An 8,331-nucleotide genomic window follows, 5' to 3' on the forward strand; every position below is an offset into this window, starting at 1 on the left:
TAATTACATATTATAATGATGGTGTGCTTAATTGATAGTAGCATATAGAGGAGGATGAGGTATATTTTTTTGAATATGCCTCTTTTTATTTTAATGAAAATTAATTAGATTGATTTTGAACCATTTGGAGATTGTTAACCGATAAAACATAATTGTCCTTCTTATAATATTTCAAATATTTTTGTAACGTAATTGAATTCTAGAAGTTATATAAGTGAAAGGGCTGAATAGGGATGGACTTTGAGGAAATCTATCACGAATATTTTAAAGAAGTTTATTTGTTTATTAAATCATTAAGTCACGATGAGAGTATAGCAGAAGAAATTACGCAAGAAGCATTTTTTAAAGCGTTAAAAGCAATTGAAAAATTTGATGGTTCTAAAGATATTCGAGCGTGGCTTTTTACAATTGCAAAAAATACATATTTCTCCCACTACAAAAGAAATAAACGACAAATAGATTCAGATATAGTGGAAGAATCTGATATGGGGGTGCAAATTGTAAATCATTTGATGAATGAAGAAGATGCCTTCGCAGTTCATCAGTTTCTTCACTCGATGAATGAGCCATATAAGGAGGTCTTTTCACTACGTACTTTTGGTGAGTTACCGTTTGAGAAAATAGGGTTTCTTTTTGCAAAAAGTGCAGGATGGGCAAGGGTGACCTATTACAGAGCAAGGAAACAAATTATTGAGTATATGGAGGAGAAGGATAATGAAAGAGATTAAATGTACAATTATTCAAGATGTTTTGCCCCTTTATATTGATGAGGTAGTAAATCAAGATACAAAAGAAATGGTAGACCAGCATTTAAAGCATTGTGAAAAATGCCAAAGGGAATATGAAACAATGAAACGTAAACTTTTTATTCCAGCAGAAATTAAAGCCCCTCTTATAAAACAGATAAATAAAAAATGGCGTAAGAAAAAAGTAATAATTTCATTTGCTTCCATTTTTACTACTGCTATAGTTTTATTAGGAGCTTTTTCATATATTTTTCATTATGAAAGGGTTATTCCATACTCAAAAGATCTAATTGAAATCGAAATGAAAAATGATAATCAATTGGTTTCTCATTATTACGGTAAAAGTTATTCTAGTGTTAGTGAGACCCATCCAATGCCCATTGAAATTGACGGAGAGAAAAAGAATGTGAGTTTTATCTCTTATAAAGAAACAATTGCTGATTCCCCTTCAAGGAACATAATTAATAACGAGAAGAATCTTAATGAACAGGATTATATCTGGGAGTTTTCTGAAAGTGAAAAAATTGATGCTGTTTATTATGTAGATTACGATGAACATAAGATCGCTACTGGAAAAGATTCTTGGGATTCAATCTTAAAGCGTGCTGTATTAATTTGGGAGAGATAATTTATTTTATGTTTGAAATCATATTTGGTTTTTTATATTTTAAACTAACGAAGCAGGTGTGCGGCCGAGCATAGGTCGTATCATATAACGGATGGGATTCCCGTCGAGTAAGAACTAGCCATTCACTCGTAGCGAGTCTTGGAGGGCTAAAGGGTAACTTTAGTCTTTAAGCGTAGACAGTTAGGTGACGGGCCGAAAGCCAAATGGTTGAAGGGATAGAGCCCCATAATGTTAGTAGATCGAGAGGGCTGATGCTTTACCTGCAGCAGAAAGCAACATTTCATTCTTCGTATATGGCAAGAAGAATGAAACCTCTCTGGGGTCATAGACCTTGGCACGTTACACATTGATATGATACGGCAACTCGGGAGACCCTATCGGTCTTTTCTTGTTAGAAGAGTATGGTGTACAAGCGATACAAAGTAAGGAAACCAAACGCCGATATAGGGAGTAGGATAGCAGGGTAGTACCAATGAAGTTGGGTAATGCCGATGGAGGAAAGGCTAGCTACCAGTTATCACCCTTGCTAGGGACACATTTACTACACACAGAGGTAGGAATGATAAGTGGAAACAAGACTAGTAAGGATAGCATAATTAGCAATAGCTGATTCTAAAAGAATAGTTATATTTTGTGAATGGTAACTAGGAGGAGCCTTGTCGTTAATAGCGCAAGCACGGTTCTGGGAGGTCGAGGAAGATGCAGTAAGAGCATCAATTAAATACTCTCGTAGTCGGTGTTTTTCTGCTGGGTTTAGTTTTTGAATGGCTTTAAGAATATCAGTTGCTCTCACCTTCATCACCTACTTTTAAATAGTTAAACCTAATATAGAACGTAGGTTCCTGTAAATCAAATTATCAACAATAGACTTTAACAGAGCCTATTCTTTAGATCTTATTATTAGCTACTAATACGATAAATATATAAACTGTGTGCTAAGTATTTGGTGTTTTACTATTTGGTTCTTAAACACAAAGATAAGAAATAATAGTCACTTCTTGTTCAAACGGGCAGGATTATTTAATAAGCAAATAGAATATTTACGAAACATTTATTCGATAAATCAGTATAGTTATTAAGGTCTATAATGTGGAGGTGTCATTTTGGAAACCAATGTTCAAACTTCTCAAAACGTTGAAATTGCAACCAGTAAAGAAATAAGTATGAGAAAATTGCTTAATATAATAGGTATATTCATTTTTAGTGGATTAGCATTAACTAATATAACAAGTCCACTCCCTTCAAGTGATTACACCAAAGAATTTTTATTATTTATTGGTGGAATTGCTATTATCTACTACTTATTAGTGAATACTTATTTCTTAGGACAGATAGGTAGAAAGATTGTTTTTACAATTCTTATTCTTTTAGGTTGTTTTAGTGTATTTATGGCTTTTTATCTAGCGACTAATTCAGTAGCACATTAATAACTATATTCAGGTAACGGGTGCTTTCCTTCAAGATTAGGTTTCCAACTTTTTTTATGTGGTATTTTCTGGTGGTTCCATACTTTTTATTTTTAGTCGTTACCACCTCCTTCTTTGGACCAAGTAAAATTAACAAAATTGGTTCCATTCTTTTATTCCAACCGATATAGGGCTGGATCCATAGGATCCAGTCTTTTTATTTTTATTTATTGGAAACCTCGATTCTATAAAAACAAATGGCTCCATAGAATTCTGTTACACTTTGGTTTTTTTATTTAAGCTACCCTTTATTCAGCCTTTTTTGCCGATATTAGCGGGGCAGAGGAGAGGACACTGTCTCGTTTTTTTGCATCATTGAAGCGATCTACTTGTATAGGTATCTCTTAGATTGCTTCCAGGAATTAAATCTGGTAAGATTTTCATTATTGGGTACTTATTAAATACGTTTAATAAGTCACAAAACTTTTTAAAGGTCTTTAATAAGTTTGATAGATAGGGAGGAAACAGTTATGAATACCACTCCAAAATCAATGAAAAGGACGATTCTTATAGGTATTCGTAAAGTTCTTTTAGAAAAAGCGAGTGCAACAAAGGTTGAACTAAGTAACAAATTGGGGATCAGTTTTCCTACAATCAGTAAGTTCTTAGCAGAGATGGAGCGAAATGGGGAAATTCTTTCAGTCGGCTTAGATCAATCAAACGGTGGGAGAAGAGCAAAAAGGTATTCGTACAATCCTGAGTACATGCTTGGCCTAGCCCTTTTCTTAGAGAAGACAGAGACAAATTATATTGTTTTTAATTGCGTGGGAGAAGTAAAAGAACAAGGAATACTTCCGAGTGTATTAAATGATGATGGATTAGATTTATTGACTAAGTGTATTGAAAATACGATGACTAAGTATCCAAAAATCAGCTCAATTGCAATCGGCGTTCCAGGTTCGGTCGACAGTGGTCAAATCTTTTATATTCCAGGTTACGAACGGTTCCAAGGTTTTGATTTAAAAGGATACTATGAGGAACGTTTTGCTGTACCAGTTGTGGTAGAGAACGATATGAACGCTGCAGTTCTGGGCTATCATACAAACAGAGGTATTAAGAAAAATGAATCTCTAATCTATTTGTATTTTGGTCAGAATGGCCCAGGTGCAGGAATTATGATAAACGGTGACATCGTTCGAGGAAGTACTTTTTTCTCCGGAGAGGTTTCATTTATCCCACAGTATAATGATCGAAATTTTGGAGAGGCAATGGAAATTGATAGTAGTTCTAACAATCAACGAATATATGATGAAAATCAGATTGATGCAATAACTAGATTAGTTGCATCATTTGTAGCTATTATTAACCCCCATACCATCATTTTTTGTAGAGATGAAGTTGAAAACGAAGTATTAGAAAGAGTCTTAATCGTAAGCTCAAAATATATCCCCTCTAAACATCTTCCAAAGCTTACAATCAGTGATTGGAAACAAGATTATTTATTTGGATTGCAAAGTCTTGGACTTGAGCTTCTGATCAGTGAAACGAGTAAGTAAAGTAAATCCGAAATGGTTTAACACAAAAAATTAATGTGAGGTTTAAATATGACTACATTCCTTTTATTAATCATCTACTTGGCTTTCATCAGCCTAGGTTTACCTGATTCGATATTGGGGGCAGCGTGGCCCGCGATGCGGCCAGATTTTGGGGCACCCCTCGAGACTGCTGGATACCTTTTTATGACAATTGCCGGGGGTACAATTATCTCCAGTTTAGTTAGCGGCAAGGTGCTTAAACGCTTCGGCACAGGCAAGGTGACATTTGTCAGTGTCTTAATGACTGCTGGTGCTTTGCTAGGATTTCATTTTGCTCCATCGGTTGCTTGGTTAATTGTATGTGCAATCCCACTTGGGTTAGGGGCAGGAGCAGTTGATGCAGGACTAAATGATTATGTGGCTACACATTATAAGGCACATCATATGAGTTGGTTACATTGTTTTTGGGGAGTAGGCGCTACACTTGGACCAATCATTATGGCGCAGTTTATTTTAGAGGAAAACGCTTGGAGAAGTGGATATCTTGTTATTTCTGTTCTTCAGTTTACGTTAGTTATCATCCTTCTCTTTACATTGCCTTTATGGAATAGAGTGACAAAAAGCAACAATATCACCTTAAATGCAGGGAAGGAAGCTGCAAAAGTTGCACAATATGATGAAGAAGATGTAAAAGATGTAAGGCCATTGCAGATAAAAGGAGTTAAGCTGGCTCTTGCATCCTTCTTGTTTTATTGTGCGGTTGAAGCAACGGTTGGGCTTTGGGGAAGTAGCTTCTTAGTAAATGTCAAAGATTTAAGCCCGGCAACTGCTGCAAAATGGGTTTCCTTTTATTATGCCGGAATAACAATTGGTAGATTGATAACAGGTTTTATTACCTTTAAAATGACGAACCGTACTCTAATAAGGGTGGGACAAATAATCGCGTTAACAGGTGCCATTGTATTAGTATTACCGTTGCCATCAATTTTCTCACTTATAGGTTTTATTATTATTGGGTTAGGATTAGCGCCGATATTCCCGTGTATGTTACATGAGACACCTACACGTTTTGGAAAAAAACATTCTCAAACAATAATGGGCTATCAAATGGCAGTTGCATATACAGGCACTACATTCATGCCACCTCTCTTAGGTTTTATTGCATCTCAATCAACAATTGGGATCTTCCCAATTTGTGTTGCTATGTTTGTATTAGCAATGATTCTAAGCTCAGAGAAACTTAATAGTCTATTGAAAACCAAACTTTTACTGACAACTCGACTGTAATCAATTCACAAGAATCAGGCTGGATCCAAGAATGGGTCCAGCCTGATTCTTGTTCTATAGGATTTAAGTTGCTATTAAACAGGGCGAACGGTTATTTCGTTTACATTTACATAATCCGGTTGAGTTACAGCGTATACCACTGCTTTTGCAATATCCTTTGGTTCTAGTTTTTTCCGTTCGTTATTCCGTGGACTACCGTTACCTAAAGAAGTGTCTACCATACCTGGAGATATATTGGTGACCCGGACACCGGTTTTAGCTAGTTCTTTTTCTAGTCCTGCGGAAATTGCGCGGACTGCAAATTTCGTTGCACTGTAGACAGTACTGGTCTTCGTTACTTCAAAGCCTGAAACAGACGCGATGTTAATAATATGGCCACTGGAGCGTTCAAGCATGGACGGTAGTACGGAATGAATACCGAAAAGTACTCCTTTTATATTAACGTCAATCATGCTTTCCCATTCATCTACTTTTCCTAATCGAACTTGCGAAGAAAGCATTTGTCCTGCGTTATTCACAAAAATATCAACGTGGTCGTATGCTTCCTCAGCTTTTTTGACTAAGTCTTCAACATTTTGTTTATTTGTTACATCCGTCTGTATTGTTAAGACCTTTCCATTTCCTTGTTCATTTATTTCTCTTTCTACTTCGGCTAGTTTCTCTATACTACGGGCAGCCAAGACAACATTTGCGCCTTCCCTAGCCAGTTCTTTTGCAATACCTGCACCAATTCCACTGCTCGCTCCTGTAATAATTGCTGTTTTTCCTTGTAATTGAGCCAACCTTACAACCTCCTACATGGATTAGAAATACCGTTTATTTTCATCCCAGTCTAAATTTCTATACAATAATAACTAATTAGCTTATGTATAAAATTATACCATATTTAGGGAAAAGGTATTTTTAGAGAGTGGGACAGTGTACCTGTCCCTGTGTCCCAGCGGGTTAATTGGAGCCCGCTTTTTTCTTGTGTAGAAAGTAATAGATAGATGAAAAAGAAATAGTAAAATAGTAATGAATTTTACATTTTGTAAAATTACCCAGGGTTATTTTTTTACATTACAACCAATGAATTGATAACGCTTACATGGTAAGTTTAAATATATTTAGATTATTAGGAAAATTAATACAAAGGTGGGGTGATAACGTATATAAAAAAATAGCCATTATTTTAGTGATATTTTATTTAATGCATTTATATTGGGAAAAGGTATTTTGTACATATCGACCTTAGCAGAAGTGCTGTGTATTTTGAAACAAAACTAATAAAAAATGGGGTGTTTGATAATTTGGAAACGAAAGTAGAAAGAACGTATGAACCTTTAGCTAATCCACCATCAACTTTAAAAGGGAAATTATCAGTTATTGGTCCAGGGATCGTTGTTGCTGCAACTGGTGTAGGAGCAGGGGACCTAATTATGGCTTCTATAGCAGGTGTTAATTACGGGTTAATGTTATTGTGGGCAGTCTTCGTAGGGGCATTCATTAAATTTATTCTTAGTGAAGGGATAGGAAGATTGTATCTAGCGACAGGTACTACATTTCTACAAAGTTGGCATTCGTTAGGGTGGGTTGCTACTTCTTATTTTGGAGGGTATGCCATTTTATTTGGGATTATTTATGGAGTTGCAGCACCCACTGTATGTGGAATGGTTTTAGCCGCATTGATACCTGGTACGCCTGTCTGGTTAGGAGCGATTGTATCCTCTATCGCTGGTTTTATATTAGTTTGGTTTGGTAGATATCATTTATTAGAAAAAGTCATGATGGTGTTTGTTGGCATAATGTTTATTACAGTGGTTGGATCGGCAATTATTATTTTGGCTAGTTCGAATGATGTCACGTATCAAGTAATCCCTTCTGTGCCAAAAGGTTCATTTGCGACAATACTCGGATTAATTGGTGGAGTAGGTGGTTCGATTACATTAGCTTGTTATGGGTATTGGTTACAGGCAAAGGGCTGGAGCGGTAAGCGATGGATGCCAACAATGAGAATAGATAATGGCGTAGCCTATACAGTTACTGGGATTTTTGCAGTGGCAATCATGATTATTGCAGCTGAATTATTATTCGGCACTGGCACGACCATTAATGGAAACCAGGGACTTCTTGGATTAGCCGATGCTTATGGTGAGAGGTTCGGAAATGTAGCACGTTGGCTTCTATTGCTAGGATTCTACGGAGCGGTGTTTACATCGGTTTTAGGGCCATGGCAAGGTATTTCTTATCTTTTTGCTGACTTTGTGCGAATAGTACGAAATGGTGGAAAGAAGAATAATAAACTAAATCAACCAATTTCTGAAAAAGATCCAGCTTATCGCGCGTATCTTGTTTGGATGACATTCCCGCCTATGTTACTTTTGTTATTTAATGAGCCCGTTGCAATTGTTTTTATTTATGGCATTCTTGGATCCATATTTATGCCAGCACTTTCATTAGGCTTATTATATTTATTAAACTCTAAACAAATTGACCCTGTTTATCGTAATGGAAAAGCTTCTAATCTATACTTAGTATTAATTATTTTACTCTTTGTATACCTTGGTGGCAGTGAGCTCATTGATATGCTTTTTTAGCTTCCGTATATGTTATGTTCACACTTCAGGGTTCAAAGTTATTCTTTACTTTCACACAAAAAAAGCAAGGGGCGCGCCCCTTGCTACTTTTGTGCGCTTGGCAGCGCATCGGACTAACGGGTGAAAGTCCCGAACACGCCGTAGTGGCGGAAG

General features: G+C 36.3%; 7 protein-coding genes and 1 pseudogene. 6 read left to right on the forward strand and 2 right to left on the reverse strand.

Translation table 11 applies throughout. The features are described from left to right. Positions 1 to 233 precede the first annotated feature (233 nt). Together ACFSFW_RS19380 and ACFSFW_RS19385 are read left to right on the forward strand one after the other, a co-directional pair. On the forward strand, positions 234 to 728 hold the full coding sequence (locus ACFSFW_RS19380) for an RNA polymerase sigma factor (protein WP_388040641.1): 495 nt from the start codon (positions 234 to 236) through the stop codon (positions 726 to 728). Then, a complete protein-coding gene (locus tag ACFSFW_RS19385; protein WP_388040642.1) occupies positions 715 to 1,374 on the forward strand; it encodes a zf-HC2 domain-containing protein in 660 nt (219 codons plus the stop codon). The genes ACFSFW_RS19380 and ACFSFW_RS19385 overlap by 14 nt, the downstream gene beginning before the upstream one ends. 688 nt (positions 1,375 to 2,062) lie before the next feature. On the opposite strand, the pseudogene ACFSFW_RS19390 reads toward ACFSFW_RS19385, so the two are convergent. After that, a pseudogene (locus tag ACFSFW_RS19390) lies at positions 2,063 to 2,167 on the reverse strand (IS1595 family transposase); the annotation flags it as partial. A 310-nt stretch (positions 2,168 to 2,477) separates the two neighbouring features. Between ACFSFW_RS19390 and ACFSFW_RS19395 the strand changes: the two are divergent. From ACFSFW_RS19395 to ACFSFW_RS19405, 3 genes are all read left to right on the forward strand, one after another. Then, entirely contained in the window at positions 2,478 to 2,801 is a 324-nt protein-coding gene (locus tag ACFSFW_RS19395) for a hypothetical protein (RefSeq protein ID WP_388040644.1), read from the forward strand. A 509-nt stretch (positions 2,802 to 3,310) separates the two neighbouring features. Beyond that, positions 3,311 to 4,336 carry an ROK family transcriptional regulator gene (locus tag ACFSFW_RS19400; protein WP_388040646.1) on the forward strand — a complete coding sequence of 342 codons (1,026 nt, stop codon included), beginning with the start codon at positions 3,311 to 3,313 and terminating at the stop codon, positions 4,334 to 4,336. 48 nt (positions 4,337 to 4,384) lie between these two features. Continuing rightward, positions 4,385 to 5,602, forward strand: a complete 1,218-nt coding sequence (locus ACFSFW_RS19405) for an MFS transporter (protein ID WP_388040647.1) — start codon at positions 4,385 to 4,387, stop codon at positions 5,600 to 5,602. A 74-nt stretch (positions 5,603 to 5,676) separates the two neighbouring features. Here ACFSFW_RS19405 and ACFSFW_RS19410 read toward each other — a convergent pair whose 3' ends face one another. Further along, the gene (locus ACFSFW_RS19410) at positions 5,677 to 6,384 is read right to left on the reverse strand and encodes an SDR family oxidoreductase (protein WP_304220576.1); all 708 of its coding nucleotides are present in this window, start codon (positions 6,382 to 6,384) and stop codon (positions 5,677 to 5,679) included. Between the two features lie 507 nt (positions 6,385 to 6,891). Between ACFSFW_RS19410 and ACFSFW_RS19415 the strand changes: the two genes are divergently transcribed. After that, positions 6,892 to 8,178 (forward strand): Nramp family divalent metal transporter, encoded by a 1,287-nt coding sequence (locus ACFSFW_RS19415; RefSeq protein WP_388040649.1) that lies wholly within the window; start codon positions 6,892 to 6,894, stop codon positions 8,176 to 8,178. The last annotated feature ends 153 nt before the right edge of the window (positions 8,179 to 8,331 follow it).

Origin of the sequence: Ferdinandcohnia salidurans (assembly GCF_042680725.1) — a bacterium.
GTDB classification, from domain to species: Bacteria; Bacillota; Bacilli; order Bacillales; family Bacillaceae_L; genus Ferdinandcohnia; species Ferdinandcohnia salidurans.